Annotated in this window: 19 protein-coding genes; 8 read left to right on the top strand and 11 right to left on the bottom strand. The window is 43.3% G+C overall.

The window, feature by feature from the left end; translation table 11 throughout:
- Positions 1 to 155: 155 nt before the first annotated feature.
- The gene (locus tag BC643_RS17645; protein ID WP_120274589.1) at positions 156 to 1,334 is read left to right on the top strand and encodes an OmpA family protein; all 1,179 of its coding nucleotides are present in this window, start codon (positions 156 to 158) and stop codon (positions 1,332 to 1,334) included.
- Between the two features lie 102 nt (positions 1,335 to 1,436).
- Here the strand turns inward: BC643_RS17645 and BC643_RS17640 are convergent, their stop codons facing one another.
- The 6 genes from BC643_RS17640 to folP form a co-directional block, all read right to left on the bottom strand.
- A complete protein-coding gene (locus BC643_RS17640) occupies positions 1,437 to 2,711 on the bottom strand; it encodes a M16 family metallopeptidase (RefSeq protein ID WP_120274588.1) in 1,275 nt (424 codons plus the stop codon).
- On the bottom strand, positions 2,708 to 3,943 hold the full coding sequence (locus BC643_RS17635) for a M16 family metallopeptidase (protein ID WP_120274587.1): 1,236 nt from the start codon (positions 3,941 to 3,943) through the stop codon (positions 2,708 to 2,710). The genes BC643_RS17640 and BC643_RS17635 overlap by 4 nt, the downstream gene beginning before the upstream one ends.
- A gap of 6 nt (positions 3,944 to 3,949) precedes the next feature.
- Positions 3,950 to 4,912 carry an NAD(P)H-dependent flavin oxidoreductase gene (locus BC643_RS17630; protein ID WP_120274586.1) on the bottom strand — a complete coding sequence of 321 codons (963 nt, stop codon included), beginning with the start codon at positions 4,910 to 4,912 and terminating at the stop codon, positions 3,950 to 3,952.
- 62 nt (positions 4,913 to 4,974) lie between these two features.
- The gene (locus BC643_RS17625) at positions 4,975 to 6,045 is read right to left on the bottom strand and encodes a mechanosensitive ion channel family protein (RefSeq protein ID WP_120274585.1); all 1,071 of its coding nucleotides are present in this window, start codon (positions 6,043 to 6,045) and stop codon (positions 4,975 to 4,977) included.
- 2 nt (positions 6,046 to 6,047) lie between these two features.
- Positions 6,048 to 6,848 (bottom strand): diadenylate cyclase CdaA, encoded by an 801-nt coding sequence (gene cdaA, locus BC643_RS17620; protein ID WP_120274584.1) that lies wholly within the window; start codon positions 6,846 to 6,848, stop codon positions 6,048 to 6,050.
- Entirely contained in the window at positions 6,849 to 7,727 is an 879-nt protein-coding gene (gene folP, locus BC643_RS17615) for a dihydropteroate synthase (RefSeq protein WP_120274583.1), read from the bottom strand.
- Positions 7,728 to 7,944: 217 nt separating this feature from the next.
- On the opposite strand from folP, the gene BC643_RS17610 reads away from it, so the two are divergent.
- From BC643_RS17610 to BC643_RS17590, 5 genes are all read left to right on the top strand, one after another.
- Positions 7,945 to 8,487: a DUF1599 domain-containing protein gene (locus tag BC643_RS17610; RefSeq protein ID WP_120274582.1), complete on the top strand. Its 543-nt coding sequence runs from the start codon at positions 7,945 to 7,947 to the stop codon at positions 8,485 to 8,487.
- Positions 8,488 to 8,524: 37 nt separating this feature from the next.
- On the top strand, positions 8,525 to 9,673 hold the full coding sequence (locus BC643_RS17605; RefSeq protein ID WP_120274581.1) for a BT_3928 family protein: 1,149 nt from the start codon (positions 8,525 to 8,527) through the stop codon (positions 9,671 to 9,673).
- Positions 9,674 to 9,988: 315 nt separating this feature from the next.
- Complete coding sequence (locus BC643_RS17600; protein ID WP_120274580.1) at positions 9,989 to 11,932, top strand: sialate O-acetylesterase; 1,944 nt, start codon at positions 9,989 to 9,991, stop codon at positions 11,930 to 11,932.
- Positions 11,933 to 12,044: 112 nt separating this feature from the next.
- Positions 12,045 to 12,467, top strand: coding sequence for a gamma-glutamylcyclotransferase family protein (locus tag BC643_RS17595; protein ID WP_120274579.1), 423 nt, complete (start codon positions 12,045 to 12,047; stop codon positions 12,465 to 12,467).
- A gap of 28 nt (positions 12,468 to 12,495) precedes the next feature.
- On the top strand, positions 12,496 to 13,737 hold the full coding sequence (locus BC643_RS17590; protein ID WP_120274578.1) for an outer membrane protein assembly factor BamB family protein: 1,242 nt from the start codon (positions 12,496 to 12,498) through the stop codon (positions 13,735 to 13,737).
- A gap of 89 nt (positions 13,738 to 13,826) precedes the next feature.
- Here the strand turns inward: BC643_RS17590 and BC643_RS17585 are convergent, their stop codons facing one another.
- On the bottom strand, positions 13,827 to 15,485 hold the full coding sequence (locus BC643_RS17585) for a diphosphate--fructose-6-phosphate 1-phosphotransferase (protein WP_120274577.1): 1,659 nt from the start codon (positions 15,483 to 15,485) through the stop codon (positions 13,827 to 13,829).
- 238 nt (positions 15,486 to 15,723) lie between these two features.
- Positions 15,724 to 16,890, bottom strand: a complete 1,167-nt coding sequence (locus BC643_RS17580) for a glycosyltransferase family 4 protein (RefSeq protein ID WP_120274576.1) — start codon at positions 16,888 to 16,890, stop codon at positions 15,724 to 15,726.
- A 498-nt stretch (positions 16,891 to 17,388) separates the two neighbouring features.
- Between BC643_RS17580 and BC643_RS17575 the strand changes: the two genes are divergently transcribed.
- Complete coding sequence (locus BC643_RS17575) at positions 17,389 to 17,667, top strand: YciI family protein (RefSeq protein ID WP_120274575.1); 279 nt, start codon at positions 17,389 to 17,391, stop codon at positions 17,665 to 17,667.
- 167 nt (positions 17,668 to 17,834) lie between these two features.
- Here the strand turns inward: BC643_RS17575 and fabD are convergent, their stop codons facing one another.
- The 3 genes from fabD to BC643_RS17560 form a co-directional block, all read right to left on the bottom strand.
- Positions 17,835 to 18,725: an ACP S-malonyltransferase gene (fabD, locus tag BC643_RS17570; RefSeq protein ID WP_120274574.1), complete on the bottom strand. Its 891-nt coding sequence runs from the start codon at positions 18,723 to 18,725 to the stop codon at positions 17,835 to 17,837.
- 159 nt (positions 18,726 to 18,884) lie between these two features.
- Positions 18,885 to 19,889, bottom strand: a complete 1,005-nt coding sequence (argF, locus tag BC643_RS17565; protein ID WP_120274573.1) for an ornithine carbamoyltransferase — start codon at positions 19,887 to 19,889, stop codon at positions 18,885 to 18,887.
- 14 nt (positions 19,890 to 19,903) lie between these two features.
- The gene (locus BC643_RS17560; RefSeq protein ID WP_120274572.1) at positions 19,904 to 20,860 is read right to left on the bottom strand and encodes a carbamate kinase; all 957 of its coding nucleotides are present in this window, start codon (positions 20,858 to 20,860) and stop codon (positions 19,904 to 19,906) included.
- Positions 20,861 to 21,227: 367 nt separating this feature from the next.
- Here BC643_RS17560 and BC643_RS17555 point away from each other — a divergent pair, with 367 nt between their 5' ends.
- Positions 21,228 to 23,672, top strand: coding sequence for an FtsK/SpoIIIE family DNA translocase (locus BC643_RS17555; protein WP_120274571.1), 2,445 nt, complete (start codon positions 21,228 to 21,230; stop codon positions 23,670 to 23,672).
- The last annotated feature ends 2 nt before the right edge of the window (positions 23,673 to 23,674 follow it).

Below are 23,674 nucleotides of genomic sequence, written 5' to 3'. Positions count from 1 at the left end.
AATCAATAACATATAGACAAATTGGTCTGTTTGAGTCAACAATATTTAAGTTTGTAAAAGAGAATTAAAATTAAATAAAAAGGAGGAAGAGAAAACTCTGATTATTTATTTCAAGTTTGAAAAGTTAATTCGAATTAATATCTAAAAATTAGTTTATGAAAAAGAAGTTTTTACTGATTGCTCTTATTGGATTTGCGAGTGTTTGGGCTTACGGTCAAGATAGCTCAGACTTTAGCGCAAAATTCGATAAATGGTCAATTGATGGCGGTATCGGTTTGACAAAACCTTGGCAAAACTTTACCCCTGGTTACTACGCTGCAACTCCAGACTTTTTAGTTGGTGAAATTGGTGTTCGTTACATGATGAGCGAATATTTTGGTTTAAAACTGGACTTCGGGTACAACAAATTTCAGGAAGCTGATGAAAGCATGGCTTTCGAGACTAACTCGTATCGCTTCGGCTTGCAAGGTGTTCTGAATCTTGGTCGTATGATGAACTTCGAAACCTGGACGAAAACTTTAGGCCTGTTAGGCCATGGTGGTGTTGGAGTAGGTTATTTGAACTATGACAGAACAAACATCGACAACGACTGGGTTGGTAATGTATTGACAGGATTAACTGCACAAATTCGTTTGTCTGACGGTCTTGCGTTGAATCTGGATGGTTCTGCTGTAGCTAACATTCGTCAAAACGAAGGTTTTGATGGTGGAATCGGCAACACAAAAGACTTAGGTATGGTGTTCAACGGTACAATCGGCTTGTCTATTTACTTAGGTAAAAACAAGACTCACGCTGACTGGTACTTGAGAGACGATGAAAAATATAAAGTATTGGATTCAAAAATCGCTGGTTTGGATAAACGCGTAACTGATCTTGAAGACGGTAAAGCTAACAAATCTGATTTGGATAATACAAAAGGTGATGTTGATGCTATTGCTAAAGATGTTGATGCATTGAAAAATGTTGAACCTACTAGCTATGATGAGTTCGTAAAACAATTGGTTAACGACGGTTACATCAATGTTTATTTCGATTTCAACAGCACAAAAGTACAAGGTGCTTCGGCTAACTCAGTTAACTTCATGAAAGCTTACCTGGCTAAAAATACAGGAGCATCTGTTGAAGTTCAAGGTTATGCTGATGAATTGGGTTCAGATGATTACAACCAAAAACTGTCTCAAAAACGTGCTGATGCAGTTGTTAAATTGTTGACTGAAGCTGGTATCGATGGTTCTCGTTTGAGCGCTGTAGGTAAAGGTGAAGATACAAGCGTTGATAAATCTTCGGCTCAAGCTCGTCAATTAGCAAGAAGAGTGACTTTCATGGTGAAGTAATTGCCGGAAGTTTCAAGATATAAAAATAGCCTTGGGGACACCCAAGGCTATTTTTTTGCTATTATTTTATCGATCTATAATAGAAAATCGAATCCGTTGTAACTATCCTGCAATAACCGTATGCATGCTTTCAGTACTGAGATATTTTAATGCCAGATTCTGAAGGTGCTGTGGTGTTATCGATTGAATTGTCTCATAATACTTATCGTAAAAGGAATAATCCAAGTTGAAATCGTGAATATTTCGAAAAGCCTGAGACAAGGAGAAAGGGCCATCAAATTCACGTAAGAACTCACCCACCAGATATTGCTTCACCCGGTTTAATTCTTCCTCCGAAACAAGTTTAGTACGTAATAAATCGATTTCCTTTTTGATTTCTTTCAGGGTATCCTTTTCGTATTGTTTATCCACTTCGGTGGTGATGATTAGGTACCCAGCCTGGTTTAGGCTCACAAAATTGGCACCGATTCCATAGGTGTACCCTTTGTCTTCGCGGATATTCATCATCAAACGCGAGCTGAAATAGCCACCCAATATGGTGGTGAGAATTTGCAACCCAAAGTAGTCGGGATGTTGCTTTTCAACCAACAACTTCCCAATTCGGATGGCAGACTGAATTGCATTTTCTTTGTTTATCCGCACCAATGCTTCTGATGTCGCAATTATTTCTTTGGTTTCTGTAGTAGTTGCTTGTCCTTCCCAGTCATTTGAACCAAAGTATTTGTCCAGCGAATCGACAATCGAATCGGAGAACTGACCCGAAAGATGGATTTCGCAGTTCTTGGAATGATAATGTTGCTTGTAAAAACGGACAAAGTCCTCGATTTCTCCGTTGTCAAAATCTTCCGCTTTCAAACCAAGGGTATACGGATGTCCCTGACCAAACAAAACTTCAGAAAACTTCTTCTGGCAGAGAATTTTAACCTTCTCAGTTTCGAGTAAGAATCGTTGTTTGCGTCTTTTCAATAACGTCTGGAATTCGGAACTCGGGAAGATGGAATGCTTGATCAGGTCTTCAATAACAGGGAGCAACTTATCGACATGTTTCTCGAGTGTGATGACACTTACCGTTCCGTTATGGTAATCAGCAGTGAGCTGTAGGTAAGCCCCGTGAAAGTCGAAAAACTCGGCAATTTGTGCCGCTGTATAATTCTTTGATCCCTCTTGCAACATCGCATTCGAAAGCGAAGCCAACAACGGCTTTTGTTGCTGCCAGATACCGGCTTCAAAGACGAAGTCGATTTTACAAACTTCCTGTTGCCCCGCTTTTAAGGCAAAAACGGGGATTCCATTTCGTAAGGTCGATTTCGCCGGATGAATGAGATCCGGTTTCTCAATTTTGTGTAGTGCGGGTTCTAGTAGTCTGTTCGGCATCATTTGGCGAGGTAATTTAATTGTGAGCAATTCTCCAATCTGAAGATTTTCTGCGAGGTCTGTTGAATCTCTTCCGCTGTGATACTTCTGTACCAATCCAGTTGATCATTCATGAGCTCAGCCTGACCGATGTTTTCGTAGGTTGCCAGTTCCTGAGCCATGTTCATATAACCCATTTGAGCATAAATATGATTGGCTTCAAGTTTGTTTTTCACTTTCTCCAATTCAGCAGAATCAACCAGATCTTGTTTCATGATCTCTAATTCAGCCCAAATGGCGGTTTTGGCTTTTTCGATGGAGGTATCTTTCGACAGTTTTCCGGAGACGATAAACAAGCCCGGCTCGTGATCGCCGGAAATGTAAGCATCCAGCTCGACAAACAACTGTTGTTCCTTAACCAGTTTTAGATACAGACGTGACGAGTTTCCCCCGGAAAGCACATCCGAAATAATGTCGCAAACGTAGTATTCGCGATTGAGACGGTCGCCCATGTGAAAAGCCAGGTAAAGGACATTGTCCGGCACGGTGCGTTCCACCGTCAATTCCCGGAACTCGGTTTGTTTCGGTTCTGCAGGAAGGGCAGGTTTAACGACATTTCGCGTTGGAATACAGCCAAACCACTTGTCGGCCAATTTCAGAATTTTATCCTCATCGATATGGCCGCTAGCCACAAGAACCGCATTATTGGGGGCATAGAACCGGTAGAAGAAGTCTTTGACTTCCTTCAGGCTGGCATCGGCAATATGACTGATTTCTTTGCCAATCGTTGTCCAGCGATAGGGGTGTTCTTTATATGCCAAATCGCGCAGCAAGGCCCAAACATCGCCGTAAGGCTGGTTCAGGTTCCGTTGTTTGAATTCCTCAATCACGACGTTTTTCTGAACATCCAGGCTCTTCTGCGAGAAGTCAAGTTCCAGCATTCGGTCTGATTCCAGCCAAAATCCGGTTTCTATATTGTCCTTGGGTAAGGTCAAATAGTAATTGGTCAGATCGTTGGTTGTGTACGCGTTATTTTCGCCACCAGCCAATTGAAGCGGGACATCGTAATCGGGAATGTTTTTCGATCCACCAAACATGAGGTGTTCAAATAAATGTGCAAAACCCGTTCTGTTCGGGTTTTCGTGCTTGGCCCCAACGTGGTAGCAAATATCCAATGCAACCATTGGGGTGGAATAATCCGGGTATAAAATGATGTCAAGTCCGTTGTCCAGACGATGACGTGAAAATTTAATCATAGGTATTTAAAATGCAAATCCAGAGTCTTCAACAATCAAACGGCGTGTTTGTCGGTACTCGTCAACCAGTTTTTTCATAATTTCTTCAACTGTAGGAATATCATCGATAATCGAGGCAATTTGTCCAATTTCCAGTTCACCTTCGTCGAGGTTCCCTTCGAAAATGCCTTTCTTCGATCGTCCGCGTCCCAGTAGTTCCCGAAGTTCCTCTTCGGATGCTCCGCGCAATTCAGCTTCGTTCACCTGGTTGAAAAATTCATTTTTAATCAAACGGACAGGAGCGAGTTTTTTCAGAGCCAATTTGGTGCCACCTTCGCCGAGTTCGGCAACCAGCTTTTTGAAATTCTCGTGTGCCGATGATTCCTGCGAAATAGCAAAACGTGATCCGATTTGTACACCATCAGCACCTAAAGCCATCGCAGCCATCATTCCCTGGCCGGTTCCGATCCCTCCAGCGGCCATCAGCGGCATATCGGTTGCTTTCCGAACGGAGGGGATTAAGGTCAATGTTGTGGTTTCATCACGTCCATTGTGACCTCCGGCCTCGAAACCTTCAGCAACAATGGCATCAACTCCTGCATCGGCACATTTTTTCGCGAAGAAGGCACTGGCAACAACGTGTACCACCATAATTCCGCGCTGGTGCAACCACGAAGTCCAGGCTTTAGGGCTACCGGCCGAGGTGAAGACAATCGGCACTTTCTCCTGCTCGATAATCTCCATTACTTTCTCTATCTCGGGGTAGAAAAGCGGTACATTTACACCATAGGGCTTGTCGGTTGCCGCTTTTGTTTTTTGAATGTGTTCGAGTAGGGTTTCGGGGTGCATTGATCCGGTTCCCAGAAGGCCCAGGCCTCCGTGGTTACTCACAGCTGAAGCAAGTTTCCAGCCACTGCACCAAACCATTCCGCCCTGAACAATAGGGTATTTGATCTGAAATAATTCAGTTATTCTGTTTTTTGAAGACATTGTTTGTAATATTTGATTCTGAAATCTTTGGTCTCTTAAGATGCCGAGACAATTTTGGAAATCTATTCGAAATGTTTCGTTTTTAGATGAAGATCTCGCTGAGGGAACGGAATTTCAACCTTGTTTTTCCGGAATTCATCGTCGATATCGAAACGCAGATCGCTTTTAATGTTTTCAACCAAAAAGTCGTTGACCGTCCAAAAGTACAATTGAAAATCGAGGGATGATTCGCCGAAATCGTTAAAGCGAACAAATGGCTTTGGGATTTTAACAATTTGGTCATGTTTTTCGGCTACCGACATTAATATTTTTTGGACCAGCCGAACATCGGAACCATAAGCAACTCCAATATTTACATGGAAGCGGGTAGCCTCTTTGTTGTGGGTCCAGTTGATGACTTTCTCGGTTGTGAAGCGGGAATTCGGAACAATGATGATTACGTTGTCACGAGTCAGTACTTTGGAAAAACGTAAGCCGATTGTCAGTACGCGCCCGATTGTACCTTCAACTTCTACAATGTCATCCACTTTAATTGATCCATCGAAAAGGATGATGATGCCGGAAAAGAAGTCGTTGAAGATGTGCTGAAGACCAAACCCAACACCGATCAACAAGGCAGAGATACTCGCAATCACGAACGTCATGTTCAATCCCAATGAACTCGCGATAATGGAAAAACCGATTATCCAGATCAGGTACTTCACAATTTGAATGAACGATTTTCCCCGGCCACGATCCATCCGGTGGTTCTCAATGCGTCGATTCATTCCATAGTCGACTCCAAATGCCAGGATTCGTGTAAGGTAAATGATGATGAGCGCGATGAGAATGTTGAGTACCTTGACGGTATATTTGTCGTTCCCGTATATAATATAACCGAAAACTTTGTGGTAGTTGATGTCGAGAACTTCGAGCATGGCGGCCAAAGCACTGAGGTAGAAAATAGCTCTGATTCCTTGTTTCACCAGGCGTATAAACTTCCGGGAAATACCGTGTTTGTCTCCGAATTTGCGCGTCAGCCGTGTCAGTGTGATTGTGATGATGACGGCAGATACGATGATCGACGCACAAACAATCAACTGAAACAAACTAATTTCGATGCCATCGGCTTTAAACACAATAAATTCTTTCATGCTTAATCAAAATCGTCGTTTGTTGGATGAAGAACCTGTTCCAGTATTTTAGTGAGTTCAGCCAGCGAAATATTCACATGAATATGTCCGGCACGGGCTAGTGATATTTTTCCTTTTTCCTCCGAAACGATGATCGCAACGGCATCGGTTTGTTCCGTTATACCAACAGCAGCGCGGTGGCGCAAACCCAGATTTGGGTCTAAGTCGGTCTTGTCGGTAATCGGCATGATGCAACGAGCTGCGACAATACGGTTTCCGATAATGATGACGGCACCATCGTGAAGCGGGGTATTCTTGAAGAAAATCGTTTCAATTAAAGCATCGGAAATGCGGGCATTAATCTTTTCGCCAGTACGAACAAATTCGCGTAGTTCCGACTTCTGCGCAATGACAATCAAGGCCCCGGTTTTGGTGCGAGCCATATTTTCGCAGGCTTTTACCAACATCTTCAATTGTTGGTTTGTTGCTGTTCTGAGTTTGTCGGATGCAAAAAGCTTTTCCATTGCGAAAAACTTATTTACCTGATTATTACTCCCGATAAGCAACAGGAAACGACGTATTTCCTGCTGGAAGACCACAATTAGAGCCAATACCCCTACACCGAGGAACTGCCCCATAAGCGTGTCCAGCAGTTCCATGTTGAGTGCCCGAATCAGCAGCCAAAACAAGTATACAACAAACAGCCCGATGAAGATATTGAAGGCAACAGTTCCTTTGATCAGCATGTAAAGCTGATACAACAGGAAAGCCACCAACAAAATGTCGAGAATATCCAAAAACCGAATGGTAATGAACAGATTCATCTATTTGGCAACCTCTTTTAGTTTCTTAAATAGTTTTACAGCGTGAACGGCCTCTTTCACATCGTGAACACGCAAAATGTCTGCGCCGCCGAGCAGAGCCATCGTATTGGCTGTAATTGTTGCCGGCAAGCTGTTTTCGGGATCAATCTCCAGCATTTTGTGGAGCATTGATTTCCGGCTGACACCAACCAGCACGGGTAATTGGAATACTTTAAACGCGTCCAGCCGGTTTAACAGATCGTAATTGTCGTCGATGCTTTTGCCGAATCCAAAGCCGGGGTCCAGAATAACATCCTTCACACCCGCTTTTGTCAGTTTGCGGACTTTATCTGAGAAATATTTCGAAATGTCTTTGATGATGTCATCGTAAACCGGTGTTTCGTGCATGTCGGTTTGTGTTCCGTGAATATGCATTAGAATGTATGGAACACCCAGTTTCGCGATGGTGTCGAACATGTGCTCGTCGAATGATCCGCCGGAAATGTCGTTTACAATACATTCACCCACTTCATCGATCACGCGCAGCGCCACCCACGACCGGTAAGTATCGATCGATAACGGAACTTCCGGAAATCTTTTTCTGATTTCAGTTATGGCCGGTAACAAGCGGGTCAGCTCCACTTTTGTCGAAATATTTTCAGCTCCGGGGCGTGTAGAGACTGCTCCAATATCGATGATGTCGGCCCCGTCTTCCAACATTTGTTCGGCACGGGCAACAGCGGCTTCGGCAGTTGTGTACCTGCCACCATCGAAAAACGAATCCGGGCTAACGTTCAGAATGCCCATTACCACAGGGTTGGTTAAATCCAATAATTTGCCATTCAGCGTAATGGAACTTTTACGTTTGAAAAATTTACTGGCGGAACCGGTTATCAACATAAATCGTGATGATTTAAGAAGTTATACATAGCGTCTTACAAATGTAAAAATATGCAGTCAAAATACGCATTTAATTCCTATTTTTATGGCTGATTCGGGCTTGAGGTGTCACCTCGGAAACCGGATTTCAGCGATATAAAACTGAGTTAATTTGTTTTAGCAATTGCTGGTGTGCGTTTGGTGAATGATCAAAAAAATACTTTGTTGAATAAATAGGATGGATAGAACAATTCAGGAATACAACCATGTCATCGGCATTTGCGAGGACATTTTTACCAAGAAAATGAAAGATTACGGTACAGCCTGGCGCATTCTTCGCCCCAGTTCACTGACCGATCAGATTTTTATCAAAGCTCAACGGATTCGCAGTATCGAGATGAAAGGAACGATGAAAGTGGACGAAGACAGCCGTTCAGAATATATCGGAATCATCAACTATTGTATCATGGCTTTGATTCAGCTTGAAAAAGGTATTTCTGAAAATGATGATCTGACTCCGGAGGAGACGCTGGAACTTTACAAGCATTATTTCAACAAAGCGATGGAATTGATGTTGAATAAAAATCACGACTATGACGAGGCCTGGCGTTTTATGCGGATTAGCTCCATCACTGATTTGATTCTGATGAAAATTAAACGTACGAAGCAAATTGAAGACAATGCAGGTAAAACAATTATTTCGGAGGGCATTGATGCCAATTACCTCGACATGATTAATTATGCTGTTTTTGCGATGATCAAACTTGAATTTCCCTCATAAACCCCGTTTTAATTTAAAACATCAAAAAATCTACTCTATGAAGTACATCTGGCACCTTTCCCGTGTTCTTTTGGGATTGGTTTTCATCTTTTCCGGATTTGTGAAGGGAATCGATCCGTTGGGTTCTGCCTACAAGTTTACCGACTATTTTCATGCCTGGAATATGGAGGCTCTCGTAGGACTGGCGCTTCCGTTGGGAATCTTGTTGTCGGTTGCTGAGTTTGTTATCGGCATTGCGCTGGTGACGAATGTTCTGAATAAATTCTTCAGCTGGTTTGCTCTTTTGTTCATGAGCTTTTTTACGGTGGTTACCTTGATTGTCGCGATTAACAACCCGGTAACTGATTGCGGTTGTTTTGGCGACGCGCTGAAGCTGAGTAACTGGGGAACTTTCTATAAGAATATCTTTTTCCTCGCACTGGCAATCATTACGGTTGTTTTTGGCAAGCGTTATCGCCCTACAAAATTTCCGTTGATCGCAACCATTATGGCCGGGGCAACTGTGTTTGTGTTCGTTTACCTGATCGACTATTCATACAAACATTTGCCGATTATCGATTTCAGACCCTACAAAATAGGAACAAATATTCCGGAAGGAATGAATATGCCGGCGGATGCTGCGCAGGACGAATATGCAAATGTTTTTGTGTACGAGAACCTGAAAACAGGGAAAGAGAAGGAATTCACCGAAGCAAATTATCCATGGCAGGACACGCTGAACTGGAAGTTTGTGTCGATGGAAACAGAGTTGATTAAAAAAGGGTACGAGCCTCCGATTCATAATTTCACCATTGAAACGCCCGACGGAGAGGACATTAAGGACTTCTTTCTTTATGACGAAGCGTACACATTTATGCTGATCTCTAAAAACCTGGATGAAGCTGATTGGTCGGCTTTGGAGCGAATCAAGGAATTGACAGCGTACGCGGAAGAGCACAGCATGCATTTCATCGGGCTTACGGCCTCCGAACTGGATCGGGCGTCAGAAGTTGCTGAGGAGAAAGAACTACCGATTGAATTTTTCAATACGGACGAAATTACACTGAAAACGATGGTTCGGGCTAATCCCGGTCTGATTCTTCTAAAGAAAGGTACCATTCTGGACAAATGGCATTTTAACAACATCCCCTCAGTTGAAGAGTTCGAGCGGGAGCTCACTTATTTTGGGCAAAGGGGAATTGAATAAGAGAACAATCTTTTCTACAAAATAGAAACCGGCTTCGTTTGAGGTCGGTTTTTTTTGTGCCAAAAACCCCCGCCTTGTAAGGTGAGAAGAAGGATTTCTCGGCGGGGGCATTAAATTAATAATGCTTAAAAGTAATAAATTTTTCCACCGGTGAAATTTGGCATTGAGTGACAAACTTGAAATTCATGGCGAAATTAGGAGGCGGAGGTTGGCTCATTCAACAAGTATTTCATTAACTTGCTTGTCCAACAATTTCTGAATGCATTTGAGTAGAAACCTCAATGTACTTGTACATTATTTAAACAAACAAAACACATGAAAAAACTAGTCACCCTGCTGGCTTTGCTATGTGCTTTCGGTACGCTGAAGGCTGAAGTCAAGCTGGCCCGAATTTTCAGTTCCAATATGGTACTGCAACAAGGCCTGGAAAACCCTGTTTGGGGTTGGGCCGATAAGAATGAAAAAATCACCGTTCGCTTTGCCGATAAAGTATTAAAAACGAAGGCTGGCTCCGACGGAAGCTGGAGCGTAAAGTTACCGTCGATGGAATACGGTGGCCCCTATACATTAACCGTTGAAGGGGAGAACACTGTTGAATTATCCAATATTTTAATTGGTGAAGTTTGGGTGTGCAGTGGTCAGTCGAACATGGAATGGATTGTGCAAAACGTGAAAAACAGCGAGAAGGAAATCGCCGATGCAGACTATCCTGAGATTCGTATGTTTACCGTTCCGAAAAAAGTAGCTACAGAACCTCAAACTGATTTGCGTGATGGGGAATGGGAAATTTGTACTCCAACGAATGTTCCTCATTTCTCTGCTGTAGGTTATTTCTTCGCCCGAAATTTGTATCAGGATCTGAAAGTGCCGGTAGGCATGATCCATACTTCGTGGGGCGGTACAGTTGCCGAAACTTGGATGAGCCCTGAAATGATTGCCAAAGAACCGGAATTCGCAGAACAGCTCAATCAGTTGAAAAGCTTTGATATGGATGCTTTTGTTGCAGAACGGACCAAGCAAATTGAAACGGTATTGGGTGGAACGCTACCGAAGGAGGATGCAGGGCTGGTGAATGGTAAGGCGCTTTATGCAGCTTTAGATTTGGACGACGAGGGCTGGAATTCGATTCAAACGCCATCGGTTTGGGAAGAAGCAGGCTATCCAAATATTGACGGAATTGGCTGGTATCGGAAGACAGTTGAGTTGACAGCCGAACAGGCAGCTTTGCCTGCAAAAGTTGCATTGGCAAAAATTGATGACAACGATAAATCCTACGTGAATGGCGTGTTGGTAGGTGAAACCAAAATGTATAGCGAAGACCGCTTGTACGATATTCCGGCGGGCATTTTAAAGGCAGGAAAGAATGTGATTGCTGTTCGCGTGGAAGACACCGGCGGCGGTGGCGGTATTTATGGCGGTAATGATCTTTGTTATTTGCAGTCAGGTGATGAAAAGATCAAATTGGCTGGTTTATGGAAATTTAGCATTTCCAAAGTGAATGATGTTGCGGTTGAACTTGGGGCAAACGATCTGCCAACCTTACTTTATAACGGCATGTTAAAGCCAATTATCCCTTACGGAATTAAAGGTGCTATTTGGTACCAGGGCGAAGCAAATGCTGACCGTGCTTATCAATACCGCAAATTGTTTAAAGATCTGATTACCGATTGGCGGGCCCAATGGGGCTTGGGTGATTTCCCGTTCTGTTGGGTACAGCTGGCGAACTTTATGGCGGCCGACGAGCAGCCAGCGGAAAGTGCCTGGGCCGAGCTGCGCGAAGCGCAAACGATGGCTTTGGACCTGCCCAATACCGGTATGGCTTTGGCGATCGATATCGGCGAGGCTGGCGATATTCACCCGCGTAACAAGCAAGATGTTGGAAAACGTTTGGAGTTGAATGCACTGAGAATCGCTTACGAAAAAGATGTCGTGAATTCCGGGCCAATGTTTGCCTCGATGGAGTTGAAAGGTGACAAAGCATACATTCACTTTAAAGAAACCGGAAGCGGCTTGTTGGTCAAAGACAAATATGGTTATGTAAATGCCTTCGCTATTGCCGGCGACGATCATCAATTCCACTGGGCCAAAGCACAGCTGGTTGATGATAAAACAGTTGTTGTATCTTCAGAAGAAGTTGCAAAGCCTGTGGCAGTGCGATTTGGCTGGGGGAACAATCCCGATGATCTGAACTTGTACAATAAGGAAGGTCTGCCTGCGGTTCCGTTTCGGACCGATACTTGGAAAGGTGTAACTGAATAAAAAACGAATAATCGATAGTTGAGCCCTGTCCTCATTGGATGGGGCTTTTTATTGTTTTCCTTTGATAGATAAGAAAAATTAAATACCTATTTTTAAGCAAAGCATTGATTAAATGGCGAATCCGTTGTTGTTTTCTTATGGAACCCTTTCCGATCCGGAATATATCCAGTTACTTCTCAAAAGATTACCAATCTACAGGGTAGCAGAGCTGCTGGATTATGGGCTCTATACTCATCCGGCGAATGGCTACCTTTTCGTAAAGCCGGAAAGTGGTAAAAAAGTAAAGGGACAATTGTTCGAACTGAGTTGGCTGGAGTTGGAGTTGATTGATTATTGGGAGGATGTTCCGCTGTATCAACGCGAATTGATGAAGGTTCGGACAATTGATGGGGAATTGCTCGAAACTTTCGTTTATACTCAACCGGCAACGGAGGGAATCGCATTGGAGACCGCCCCCGAAAAAAGCCGAAAGGAGATTTTAAACGATATAGAAGATTTCCTGGAGTCGATGAGGCGAGGTGGATTTTTCAAATAGACAAAAGTATAAAACCAAAAACTAACCGATGAAAACTAACCTGATCCTTGGGGCAGCCCTTGTTCTGTCTGCCTGTCAACCCAAAGCCGAATACTCCGATTGGAGAGGGGAGAGTCGAAACGGCATTTATTCTGAAACGAACTTATTAAAAAGCTGGCCCGAAAATGGCCCCCAATTGATTTGGGAAGCTGATAGTATTGGCAACGGCTACAGCAGCCCTGCTGTGAGCGATCGGTTTGTTTATGCGACCGGAGAGGCCGACAGCACCGGCTATCTGGTTAAATATGATTTGAAAGGTAATCAGTTGTGGAATGTGGCTTACGGAAAAGAATGGACGAAGAATTTTCCGGGGTCGCGCGGTACGCCGGTGGTTTACGGGCAGGAAGTTTACCTCTGCTCGGGTATGGGCGAGTTGTGTTGTTTCGATACCGAAAGTGGAGAGAAACGATGGAGCAAAGACCTTCAAACTGAATTTGGAGGAGTTATTCCTCGTTTTGGATACTCACAAAGCCCGTTGGTGAAAGATGATCAGCTAGTTATAGTTCCGGGTGGTGCTGAGCACAATGTTGTTGCACTGAATCGCCTTAATGGCGACCTTATCTGGTCGTGTAAGGCATTTGGAGATTGGCCGGCCTACAATTCGGCTGAATTCATTCAGCAAGAAGACGAGCAACTCGTGAGTGTTTTTACCGCTTACCATTTATTGGGGATCGATTGGAAAACCGGCGAATTGGTGTGGTCGCACGAACAAACAAATACAGCCCTGGAAGATCGAAAGCAGGGAAACGGAGATACACACGGGAACCCCGCTGTATTTGCCGATGGTCAACTTTATTACAGTGCCGGCGATGGAAATGGAGGGGTCGATTTGCAGCTTGCTGCTGATGGAAAATCGATCGCTGAAAAATGGCAAAATCCGGATTTCGATAGTTATATGACTGGATTTGTACTCGTCAATAACAGGCTTTACGGGGCGGGTCACCGCAAGCAACAGCTGCTGGCAATCGATTGTGATAACGGGGAGGTTGTTGATAGTTTGAAAACAGGACGTGGTATCACGATTTGGGCAGACGATATGATCTATTTTTATACTGATAAAGGAAAATTGGAACTGATAGACCCTAATGAAAATCAATTGAAAGAAGTGAGTTCTTTCGAGTTAAAGAATGGAACAAGAGAGCATTTTGCTCATCCGGTTATCCGCGATGGAATCCTTTACGTTCGGCATGGCAATTATTTGGGTGCTTATTCGATCAAAGCGGAAGGCTAGAACGATTGATTCACTCGTGTTATCGCAAATATTAGAGCATAAAAAAGCCTCCCAATTGGGAGGCTTTGATTTTATAGCGGAAGTCCGAATTATTTCGTTTGTTCCAATTGCAAGGTAACAGTTGTACGGTCGCAAACTTCGCTTGGTCCCCAGTACTGGATTGGTCCAGGGTACAGGTAGCTGGTTTCAACAGCCCATTTTTCGCGGTTTGCAGCCAGGTATTTGAATGGAGCACCATCCAATTCAACCAATGCTTTTTGGATAACTGGTTTCATGTGTCCGTGACGTTTTTCCATGTTCATCATCATGGTAACAGGAACACCACCAGCGATCCACTCGTCAGCAGGAGCTGTTGTGTTACGAACGCTTGACATGTAACCTGTTTTACCTGATCCGATCAATACAGATGCGGTGTAACCCAGTGAGTAGCAATAGTCAGCATCGAAGTTCGATGGAGCAGCACAACGTCCTTCGTAACCGAAGAAGTGGAACTGAGTACCGAATTTACCAACGTATTTACCTTCAGCTTTTAGTTCAGCCAAACGGGTTTTCACCATCTCACCCAACAATTTTTCAGTTTCGATCAGTGATACTTGTACGTTACCGTGTGGGTCACGATCCAAAGTCAACTGGTCAGCGATCAATGAAGGTAGTGAGTTGTATAATTTTGATGAATCAGCAGAAAGAATGCTTGATACAAAAGCACGACCTTCAGCTTTGTCAGTGTATGATTTGAATTTAGCTTCTGATTCAGAACCTTCGGCCAACAAGTCGTTCAATTCAGCAATCAATGCTTTCATTTCAGGAACGAATTCAACCAAGCCTTCAGGAATCAATGCAACACCGAAGTTTTCACCGTTTGCAGCACGTTTAGCGATGATGCCAGCCATGTAGTCAACGATTTCACCTAAAGTCTGCTTTTTCTCAGCAACTTCTTCCGAAATCAAGGTGATGTTTGGTTGAGTTTGCAAACCAGCTTCCAAACCGATGTGCGACGCTGAACGTCCCATCAATTTGATAAAGTGCCAGTATTTTTTTGCTGAGTTCGCATCGCGTTGGATGTTACCAATCAACTCAGAGTAAACTTTAACAGCAGTATCGAAACCGAATGAAGTTTCAATCATTTCGTTTTTCAAGTCACCGTCGATTGTTTTAGGACAACCTACCACTTGTACACCTGCGTTTTTAGCTGCATAGTATTCAGCCAATACACAAGCATTAGTGTTACTGTCGTCTCCACCGATGATAACCAAAGCTTTAATGTTTAACGCTTTCAGGATTTCCAAACCTTTGTCGAATTGAGCTTCTTCTTCCAGTTTTGTACGGCCTGAACCGATAATGTCGAAACCACCGGTATTGCGATAGCCTTCCAGGTAATCGGCCGTGATTTCCATGTATTTGTGATCAACCAATCCGCCTGGTCCACCAAGGAAACCATACAGTTTGCTGTCAGCATTTAATTTTTTGATACCATCGAAGATACCTGAGATTACGTTGTGTCCACCCGGAGCTTGACCACCGGAAAGGATGACACCAACATTAACAGGATCTACACTGGTAGCAGCGTCAGTTGCCTCGAAAGTCAACAACGGCATGCCATAAGTATTTGGGAATAATTCTTTGATTTCTGCCTGATCGGCAACAGATTCAGTTGCGGCACCTTCAACGATTTTTACAGCGCCTTTTAAAGATTTAGGTAGTTTAGGCTGGTATTGAGCCCTGGCTTGTTGTAATGCACTAATGGTCATCTTTTTAATTTTTTGGAAAGATTTACTTTTTTCTGAAAAATTCTCCCCAAAAATAACCTAAAAAGATGGGATTTAATAGGCCCGGAAAGCTCTAAATTTCAATTTAAAGTTAATTTAAACCGTTTGAAATCTTTCTCGCAATCTCCAGACAGAGGTTCCTCTGGTCTCAATTTTAGATCGAAAATCTAACGACTATCGATCTCTTCTTACAAGGCTAAAAGATAATTGATTAGACGAATTATCTGGTTGTACCGCTTCTCTTGATTTTAATGGCTTGAGGTACTTCTTTGGCACCTCCCCAGAAATTGAAATTGATCGTTTTGGAATGCATTGATGCTTCTTCGATCGCAATGCGTTCTTCGATGCGTTTTTTGCGGAAATAGATCGCGCCGACGCAAGCAAAACTGAACGCCAATAGCATGGAGAAACCAACGGTTATTGAAGTGTATTTTTGGATACTTAGAGCCAATAGCGTAAACATAGCAGTGTATGTAGCCAGGAATCCACTTGCCTGAATGTGGGTTAACCCTGATTTAATCAACAAGTGATGTAAGTGGTTCATATCCGGTGCAAATGGAGACTTGCCGTTCATTACGCGGATTGTAAACACTCTCAACGTATCGGTAATCGGTACAATAAACAATCCCAAAATAAAAATTGGAGACTGGTTGATGTAGAAATCGTTGTATGTAATGTAATTCAGTTCATTGAATTTGATTGCAATGGTGGCTAAGAAGGTCCCCAGAATTAAAGAGCCGGTGTCGCCCATGAAAACCTTGTTATGTCCGCCCCAAAGGTTGAACCGGAGAAAAGCCAGTAATGCGCCACTTAATGCGAAGCAGGCTGTTCCGTAATCCGCATGCCCGGTGAAATAGAACCAGATGCCAAAGCAAAAGGAGACCATCAGGGAGATACCGGCAGCCAAGCCATCAATTCCATCAATCAGGTTGACTGCATTCATGATGAAGAGGATAAACAGAACTGAAACAGGAATACTAATCCAGTCACTTACTTGTGTAAATCCACCTAAACCATAGAAGTTTGTTAGTTTGTAGTTTCCTAAAACTACTAACAACAAGGCAGCTATAATTTGAATAGCTAGTTTTTTCTTAGCTGATAAAATCAGAATATCGTCTTTGATCCCAACGAAGAACATCATGATGAGTGCAGCAAACAGGTAGCGGAATCCGAAACCTGCATCACCCTGCATAAAAATCAGGGAGCTCAGTACCAAGCCCAAAAATATGCCGACTCCACCTAAAGTTGGAACTACCACTTTATTCAGTTTCCGGTGATCCGGAACATCAAAAAGATGCTTCGCATGTGAAATTTTTACAATTGATGGAATGGCAAAATAGGCCAAGGCAAAACTTGTAAGGAGGTTTAGAAGAATAGTGATACTCATATCCGGGTTGATAGTTTTTTGTTCAAAAATAGTTGATTAAATCTGAATCAAGTTAAATACATGAATGTTCTCTGTATTTATTTGATGAACGTGCAGATTTTGGGGTGTAATCGCTGCATTTGGCTCTACGAACTGAATTTTAAACTTATGATGTTCGTTTTATAATTACTGTTTAGATAAACTGTCTAGAACAAATGATAGGCAAAGTTACGGAACCATAGAATTTAAATAATGATTTATTGTAAAGTAAAAAATGACAGGCAATCCATTTGGATGTAGTTGAAAAGCATTTTTTGGTTATAAATATCTGTTTAGTAGGTAATTGAGCATTGTCGCTTGCTTTGTTATCTAATTGTTAACTTAAAATATGGTTTGATTCAGTTTTGAATGTGAGGACTTGCCATCGATTGCACTGGAAAAGCCACTTGTCGAAATATTGATTAAATAAGCTCTCGTCGATTTTTAGAGCTTATATTTGAAAATAAAAACGAGAGAATTATGTTTTTAATATCGCTGGAATACAAAGTACCTTTTGAAGAGATCGAACCGCATTTGGGGGATCATATATCGTTTGTGACAAAATATGTCGAATCGGGTGTGTTTCTTTTAACCGGAAGAAAGATCCCACGGACTGGTGGAGTACTATTGGCTAGAGTTGAAAACAGAGAACAGCTAATGGGTTTGCTGGGGGAGGATCCTTTTATGGAGTTTAAATTGGCCAATTTTGAAATCACCGAGTTTGAGTTGAGTAGGGTTTCACCTGAGTTGTTAGGGTAGGGCTAGTAATAGTTGTTGTCGTGCTGAACTTGTTCCAGCATCTTGTCCACGTTGTGGTGAAAAGATGCAGAAACAGATTCGGAATGACAGAAACGCACCTCTTGGAAGCAAAAAAAGGAACTGCAACTGGTGCAATTCCTTTTTCTATGTTTTGTGAAAAGTTGAACTTATTCAGAAACGTAGCTGTCGATACCGGCAGTTTCAGCTTGGCGGTCAACCTTTTTAATCAGACCTTGTAATACTTTACCAGGGCCAATTTCAGTGAATGAAGTAGCGCCATCTTTCAGCATGTTTTCAACCGTCTGCGTCCATTTTACCGGAGCAGTCAACTGCGCTATCAGGTTTTCTTTAATCACGGCAGGATCAGAAACAGGCTGAGCGTTTACGTTTTGGTATACCGGGCAAATCGGAGTGCTGATTGTTGTTGCTTCAATAGCAGCAGCCAATTCTTCGCGGGCAGGTTCCATCAATGGAGAGTGGAATGCACCACCAACAACCAATTTCAATGCACGTTTTGCACCTTTTTCAGTCAAAACTTCGCAGGCTTTGTCGATACCTTCGATTGAACCGGAAATAACCAGCTGTCCCGGGCAGTTGTAGTTGGCAGCAACAACAACTTCGTCGATTGAAGCACAAGCTTCTTCAACAGTTGCGTCGTCCAAACCAACGATTGCAGCCATTGTTGACGGTTGCATTTCGCAAGCTTTTTGCATGGCTTGTGCACGTTGCGAAACCAGTTTCAACCCATCTTCGAAAGTCAGGGCACCGTTGGCAACCAAAGCTGAGAATTCACCCAATGAGTGACCGGCAACCATTTCAGGGCTGAATTCTTTCTGCGTTTTCGCCAAAATAACCGAGTGCAGGAAGATCGCAGGTTGGGTAACTTTGGTTTGTTTCAAATCGTCAACTGTTCCTTCGAACATGATTTCAGTAATGTTGAAACCAAGAATTTCGTTGGCTTTATCAAATAATTCTTTGGCCAGAGGAGAGTTCTCGTACAGGTCTTTTCCCATTCCCGGGAATTGCGCTCCCTGACCGGGGAATACAAATGCTTTCATAATGAAATATTTAAAAAATTTTCGCGCACAAATATAGACGATTTTTCCTCCCGTGGTTTCCAAAAGACAGATTCATTGCTGAATTCAAGTCTAATTTTGTTCGCCAAGTGGACTATTGGACAGAAATGTTCCAATTTTTTCTTTGTATTGCGATTTGCGTTATTCTTCAGATAAGGTAGCAACCATGACCGCTTTGATGGTATGCATGCGGTTTTCCGCTTCGTCGAAAACAATGGAAGCTTCACTTTCGAAAACCTCTTCAGTTACCTCTAATGCAGAGAGACCATATTTCTCGAAAATTTCCTCTCCAATTTTGGTTTCGCGATTGTGGAATGCCGGTAAGCAGTGCAGGAATTTGACGTTCGGATTGCCGGTGAGCTTCATTACCTGTTTGTTGACCTGGTAGGGTTTCAACAATTTGATGCGTTCAGCCCAAACGCTCTCCGGTTCACCCATGGATACCCAAACATCTGTGTAGAGAAAATCGCAACCGGCAACCGCTTCTTCAATATTTTCAGTGATGGTAATTTTTGCGCCGGTGTGAGCGGCTATTTCATAGCAGGTTTTTACCAATTCCGGGTTTGGTTGGCAACTTTGAGGAGCCGCAATCCGGAAATCGATGCCCATTTTAGCAGAGCCGACCATCAGTGAATTGCCCATGTTATAGCGAGCGTCGCCCAAATAACAGAGTTTCATTTCTGTGAAATCTTTGTCGGAATGTTCTTGCATTGTCAGTAAGTCGGCCAATACCTGCGTTGGGTGAAATTCGTTGGTCAAGCCATTCCAAACTGGAACTCCGGCGTATTGAGCTAGTTCCTCTACAATTTTCTGTCCGTATCCGCGATATTCTATTCCGTCGTGCATTCTTCCGAGAACGCGGGCGGTGTCTTTTATTGATTCTTTATGACCGATTTGGCTTCCGGTTGGTCCGAGGTAAGTTACATTGGCCCCCTGGTCATAGGCTGCCACTTCGAAAGCGCATCGGGTTCGGGTTGATGTTTTCTCGAATATCAAGGCAATATTTTTACCTTTCAACGCCTGCTGCTCAATCCCGTTTTGTTTTTGTCCTTTTAGTTTGCTTGCAAGCTGCAAAAGAAAAGTGATTTCCTGTGGCGTAAAATCGAGTAGGGTTAAAAAGTGTCTGTTTTTGAGATTGATTGTCATTTGTTTCGTTTGCTTTAAAGTTCGTATTCCATGGTGATTTTTGACCCGAAGGTTTTATCGGCCAGTTTCTTGGCTTCGGTGATGATCGCTTTTTGTCCGCCACGTTCCAGAAAACGTAGGCAAGCCATGATTTTCGGCGCCATGCTTCCTTCGCCAAAGGTACCTTTTTCGAGGTGCTTTACCGTGTCTGCATAGTTTAAAAATTCGAGCTTTTCCTGTGTCGGAAGCCCATAGTCTTTAAATATGAAAGGAACATCCGTCAGAATATAAAATTCTTCGGCTCCGATTTCGGCTGCAAGCAGGGCGGAGGTCATATCTTTATCGATCACGGCATCTATGGTTCTCAGGTCATTCCTCTTGTCCAAATAAACAGGAATGCCTCCACCGCCTGCTGTAATAACAATATTTCCGTCGTTGGCCAAGCCGGCAATAACATCTTTATTAATAATATCGATTGGTTTAGGAGAAGCGACTACCCGGCGCCATCCTCCGTTATTTTTGCCGCTGGGCTTAAATTGCCAGCCCTTTTGTTTTTGTAGCGCTGAGGCTTCTTCTTCTGTGTAAATTTTCCCGATTCGTTTGGTCGGATTGAGAAGTGCCGGATCAGCCGGATCAACGATAACCATTCCGATCATCGAGATAATTTGCCTGGAGATGTGGTGGCGGTTCAACACATTCCGAAGCATTCGCTCAATCATGTAACCAATGCCGCCTTGTGAGTCGGCCACGCAAACATCGAGTGGCATTGGAGCAATGTTATAAAGTTGCTCTCCGGCATCACTCCGCAATAATATATTGCCAACTTGCGGGCCGTTTCCATGGGTAATCACAAGGTTGTAGCCTTCTTTAATGAGAAAGACGATATTTTCCAACGTTTCAGTTGTATTGGTTTCCTGTTCTTCGATGGTTCCTATTTCATCTCCCCGCAGAAGAGCATTTCCACCCAAAGCGATGACTGCCAGTTTATTCATGATTGAATTGTATTATTATTCAGACCTTTCATGCTCATGTAATCACAGCTGTTCTAACAAACTTAAACAAAGATTATGGTATAAAAACTGTATTTTGTTTGGGTTTCGGTGCGTTTTCGACTGCTCTTTAGCATGAAAGGCCTTGCTTGATGTCGCGAGCTTAAATAAGTTGGATTACAGAAGCTTCATCGCATAGCTTTGTCGGCGACAGCAGGCCTGAACTTGAAAGAATCCAATAGCGCAGACAATTTATTTTCAATAAAGTGCTGTTGATAAAACAAGTGCGATAATCATTTTTTAGTTGGGGAAACGAACAAGATATTCGACCTAAAATTCGTTAACTTTGCAAGCAATTTTACAAAATCTCATGGCAAAAAAGAGTAAGACGAAAAGTAAAAAGGAAACTACAAGTCTATTCAAAAAGTTAAAAACATTCCTCAGTGGCGAAAAATTCAGGTACACGGTGGGAGTGCTGCTTTTTGTTCTAGGTATCTATTTATTAGTGGCTTTTATTTCATTTTTGATTTATGGTGCGGCCGATCAGAGTAAATTGGATATTTCGTGGCGTGCGCTTATCAAGAACTCGGAAATAAAAGTGCAGAACAAAGCAGGGAAGACTGGTGCCTGGTTGAGCGAATCAATCATCAACCGTGGTTTTGGTTTGTCTTCTTTTTTCTTTGTTTACCTCTTAGTGATTACCTCGTTCCAAATTTTTGGCCGGCCATTGGTAAAATATGGTCGCGCAGTACTCTATAGTTTTTTGCTGCTTTTCTGGATTTCCATTTTTATGGGGTTGATCCTTCCCGGAATCGGTGCAAACAGTTCGATCTACCTTGGCGGTAAATACGGTTTGTTTTTGGCAAACTGGTTCAGTTCCATGTTTGGTTTTATCGGCACGTTCTTCCTGTTGCTTTGTAGTTTGTTTCTGATTGTACTGTTCGGAACCGAAAAGTTTGCACCCTGGTTGAAACAACGTTTTGCGCGTAAACCGAAAGCAGAAAAAGTTGATGCCAAGATGCGTGATGAAGATGTAAAAATCGGCCAGTTAGTGGAGCAGGACAGCAGCATCTCGAAAGTGATTACAGAACACGATACGGTTGAAACGAACTTTGATCCGGATACCGGTGAAGTTTTTGAAGAGGATGATGATCTGGAAATTGATGAAAAGATTGACATGTCGGATATTCAGACTCACGTGAAAGACCAGATGAATGGTGAGCCGGCGGCGGTGGAAGAAGAAGATCTGGAGATGACAGTTGAGAAAATTGAAGAAGAAACTGACGAGGAATACCGGGCTGCACTTGGCGACGAACCTTACGATCCGACGTTGGATTTGTCGAATTATAAATTCCCGAGCGTTGATTTGTTGGACGATCATCCGTCGGGAAGTAACGAAGTAAGCAACGAGGAGCTGATTTCCAATAAGAACAAGATTGTAGAAACGCTCCGTCATTATAAAATTGAGATCACTAAAATTCGTGCGACCATCGGGCCAACAATTACCTTGTACGAAATTGTTCCGGCTCCGGGTGTTCGGATCTCAAAAATCAAAAATCTGGAAGACGATATCGCATTGAGTTTGGCTGCACTTGGAATTCGTATTATTGCGCCCATCCCGGGACGTGGTACCATCGGTATTGAAGTGCCAAATCAACAGCCGGAAGTGGTATCGATGCGTTCGATCGTCTCGTCGAAGAAATTCCAGGAAAGCACGGCTGAGTTGCCTGTTGTGTTGGGTAAAACAATTTCCAACGAAACCTTCCTGATTGACCTGGCCAAGATGCCTCACATCCTGGTGGCTGGTGCTACAGGGCAAGGTAAGTCGGTTGGTCTGAATGCCATTATTTCGTCGTTGTTGTACAAGAAGCACCCGTCGCAGTTGAAATTGGTAATGATTGACCCGAAAAAGGTTGAGTTGAGTTTGTACTCAACCATTGAAAAACATTTTCTGGCTAAACTGCCGGATGATGAGGAACCAATCATAACCGATATCCAGAAGGTGAAAAATACGCTGAATTCCCTCAATATTGAGATGGACAGCCGTTACGATTTACTGAAAAAGGCGCATGCACGTAATATTAAAGAATATAACGCGAAGTTCGCCGATCGGCGCCTGAACCCGGAAAAGGGACACCGATTCCTGCCGTACATCGTGGTGATCATTGACGAGTTTGCCGACCTGATCATGACAGCCGGTAAGGAAATCGAGTTGCCAATTGCCCGTATTGCTCAGTTGGCGCGTGCCGTTGGTATTCACATGATCATTGCCACTCAGCGTCCATCAACCAACATTATTACGGGGGTCATCAAAGCCAACTTCCCGACACGTATTGCGTTTAAAGTAGCATCGATGATTGACTCGAGGACGATTTTGGATACGCCGGGTGCCAACCAGTTGATAGGTAAAGGTGACATGTTGATTGCCATGGGAAGTAGCATGACTCGTCTGCAATGTGCTTTTGTAGATACGCCCGAAGTAGAACGAATTTGTGAGCACATTGCTTCTCAGCAAGGTTATCCAACGGCCTTCATGTTGCCGGAATATGTAGCGGAAGGAGAGGGTAGTGCATTGGATACAGACCTGAATAACCGCGACGAATTATTTGACGATGCAGCCCGGATCGTGGTGATGAACCAAATGGGGTCAACCTCGATGATTCAGCGCAAATTCTCGATCGGCTACAACCGTGCCGGACGCATTATGGATCAGCTGGAGGCAGCGGGTGTTGTCGGCCCGAGCGAAGGAAGCAAAGCCCGCCAGGTCATGATTCAGGATGAATATAGTTTGGAACAATTATTGAATAGTCTGTAAAA

The organism is Mangrovibacterium diazotrophicum, from assembly GCF_003610535.1.
GTDB classification, from domain to species: Bacteria; Bacteroidota; Bacteroidia; order Bacteroidales; family Prolixibacteraceae; genus Mangrovibacterium; species Mangrovibacterium diazotrophicum.
This window is presented reverse-complemented; position numbering and strand designations above follow the sequence as displayed.

What these genes read in the sequence shown, in the direction of transcription:
- BC643_RS17645 (WP_120274589.1), top strand. Translation starts at nt 156, where the DNA reads ATGAAAAAGAAGTTTTTACTGATTGCTCTTATTGGATTTGCGAGTGTT.
- BC643_RS17640 (WP_120274588.1), bottom strand. Translation starts at nt 2,711, where the DNA reads ATGATGCCGAACAGACTACTAGAACCCGCACTACACAAAATTGAGAAA.
- BC643_RS17635 (WP_120274587.1), bottom strand. Translation starts at nt 3,943, where the DNA reads ATGATTAAATTTTCACGTCATCGTCTGGACAACGGACTTGACATCATT.
- BC643_RS17630 (WP_120274586.1), bottom strand. Translation starts at nt 4,912, where the DNA reads ATGTCTTCAAAAAACAGAATAACTGAATTATTTCAGATCAAATACCCT.
- BC643_RS17625 (WP_120274585.1), bottom strand. Translation starts at nt 6,045, where the DNA reads ATGAAAGAATTTATTGTGTTTAAAGCCGATGGCATCGAAATTAGTTTG.
- cdaA (WP_120274584.1), bottom strand. Translation starts at nt 6,848, where the DNA reads ATGAATCTGTTCATTACCATTCGGTTTTTGGATATTCTCGACATTTTG.
- folP (WP_120274583.1), bottom strand. Translation starts at nt 7,727, where the DNA reads ATGTTGATAACCGGTTCCGCCAGTAAATTTTTCAAACGTAAAAGTTCC.
- BC643_RS17610 (WP_120274582.1), top strand. Translation starts at nt 7,945, where the DNA reads ATGGATAGAACAATTCAGGAATACAACCATGTCATCGGCATTTGCGAG.
- BC643_RS17605 (WP_120274581.1), top strand. Translation starts at nt 8,525, where the DNA reads ATGAAGTACATCTGGCACCTTTCCCGTGTTCTTTTGGGATTGGTTTTC.
- BC643_RS17600 (WP_120274580.1), top strand. Translation starts at nt 9,989, where the DNA reads ATGAAAAAACTAGTCACCCTGCTGGCTTTGCTATGTGCTTTCGGTACG.
- BC643_RS17595 (WP_120274579.1), top strand. Translation starts at nt 12,045, where the DNA reads ATGGCGAATCCGTTGTTGTTTTCTTATGGAACCCTTTCCGATCCGGAA.
- BC643_RS17590 (WP_120274578.1), top strand. Translation starts at nt 12,496, where the DNA reads ATGAAAACTAACCTGATCCTTGGGGCAGCCCTTGTTCTGTCTGCCTGT.
- BC643_RS17585 (WP_120274577.1), bottom strand. Translation starts at nt 15,485, where the DNA reads ATGACCATTAGTGCATTACAACAAGCCAGGGCTCAATACCAGCCTAAA.
- BC643_RS17580 (WP_120274576.1), bottom strand. Translation starts at nt 16,890, where the DNA reads ATGAGTATCACTATTCTTCTAAACCTCCTTACAAGTTTTGCCTTGGCC.
- BC643_RS17575 (WP_120274575.1), top strand. Translation starts at nt 17,389, where the DNA reads ATGTTTTTAATATCGCTGGAATACAAAGTACCTTTTGAAGAGATCGAA.
- fabD (WP_120274574.1), bottom strand. Translation starts at nt 18,725, where the DNA reads ATGAAAGCATTTGTATTCCCCGGTCAGGGAGCGCAATTCCCGGGAATG.
- argF (WP_120274573.1), bottom strand. Translation starts at nt 19,889, where the DNA reads ATGACAATCAATCTCAAAAACAGACACTTTTTAACCCTACTCGATTTT.
- BC643_RS17560 (WP_120274572.1), bottom strand. Translation starts at nt 20,860, where the DNA reads ATGAATAAACTGGCAGTCATCGCTTTGGGTGGAAATGCTCTTCTGCGG.
- BC643_RS17555 (WP_120274571.1), top strand. Translation starts at nt 21,228, where the DNA reads ATGGCAAAAAAGAGTAAGACGAAAAGTAAAAAGGAAACTACAAGTCTA.